This is a genomic window from Moorena sp. SIO3B2 (genome assembly GCF_010692525.1).
Taxonomy (GTDB): Bacteria; Cyanobacteriota; Cyanobacteriia; order Cyanobacteriales; family Coleofasciculaceae; genus Moorena; species Moorena producens.
The window spans coordinates 1-1,235 of the sequence record NZ_JAAHHE010000922.1; the positions used below are offsets into that span (position 1 = coordinate 1).

Annotated in this window: 2 protein-coding genes; both read left to right on the forward strand. The window is 44.4% G+C overall.

The genetic code is table 11. The features are described from left to right. Nucleotides 1-287 precede the first annotated feature (287 nt). Nucleotides 288-737, forward strand: coding sequence for a hypothetical protein (locus F6K38_RS42390; protein WP_287360871.1), 450 nt, complete (start codon nt 288-290; stop codon nt 735-737). Between the two features lie 244 nt (nt 738-981). After that, nucleotides 982-1,235 (forward strand): P-loop NTPase family protein (locus F6K38_RS42395; protein ID WP_502709677.1); only part of this gene is annotated, 254 nt, incomplete at its 3' end.

Below are 1,235 nucleotides of genomic sequence, written 5' to 3' on the forward strand. Positions count from 1 at the left end.
TCTATAATAATCATCACGTATCGACCTTCCGCTATTAATTTATTATACAATGAATAGGATAAAACTCCAAAAAAAGCCGCCCTATAAGGACGGGACTTTAGATCCAATTCTTCGGTAACAGCCAACGGCTCCTAGCCACAAATACTCCAGACACAACCCAAGCCCTCCACTTACTCAGCCAAGGGGAGCAAAATATTCGTCAAGCCATCGAAATTAGTAAAGTCAACGACTACAAAGCCAACCTAGCCTACAACTATACCGCTCTTGGTTTACTTTATTCAGAACGCTTGCGCCGATTACCCTCCAACCACGCTACTTTACCGGAACAGATTGAGCAATTTGAAACCAACTACACCATGGGCTTAAGGTTACTTTCAGAACTTGGAGAAATTGTCGATAGGGCGGAAGAAATTCTAGATATGTCCCGAGCTTACCTAGAGGTTAATGTCTTAGAAAACCTTGACCGAGCGGAAGCGTTAGCCATGGAATCTTTACAAGTCTTCTTAGACTACAACCGTCGGAAACTAGAAGCCTCTGCTCGCCAGCTCTTAGGAGAAATTTACTTGCGTCGTGTTGAGGGTAATCAACCCAATGCTAAAGCCATGGCTTACCAATTTTTTACTGAAAGTTTAGAACTTTACCGGAGCTTAGATATTAATGGAAAAGTGATAGAATTGGAGCAACAATTAAAGGGAATCGGGAATCGGGAATCGGGAATCGGGAATTGGGAACAGTAATAATATTTGACTATTTCAGTACTGAAATTGATTGTTATAGCGTTTATAGAACTCATGAGGTACAATTTTCTTTGACGTTGATTCCCTGTTAGGTGCGCTCTTACCATTAAGAATTAAATTCGCCACGGGTCGCACCTCTTAATGCAGTGCATCGCTATTCCCTCTTATCTGTTCCCTGTTCCCTGTTCCCTGTTCCCTCTTATCTGTTCCCTGTTCCCTGTTCCCTGTTCCCTGTTCCCTAACTATGAAGAGAGTTGCAGTATTTGGAAATGCTGGCGCTGGCAAATCGACCCTCAGCAAACGTTTAGCGGAAATAACTGGATTACCCCTGGTACCCCTCGATCTCATGCAATATAGACCGGGCGGTGATCAGGTGCCCCATGCCGAGTTTAAAGCCGCCCATGATCACCTCTTGCAACAGGAGCAATGGATCGTTGATGGATTTGGCTCACTCGATACCGTGTGGCAACGGCTAGATGTAGCCGATACCCTGGTCTA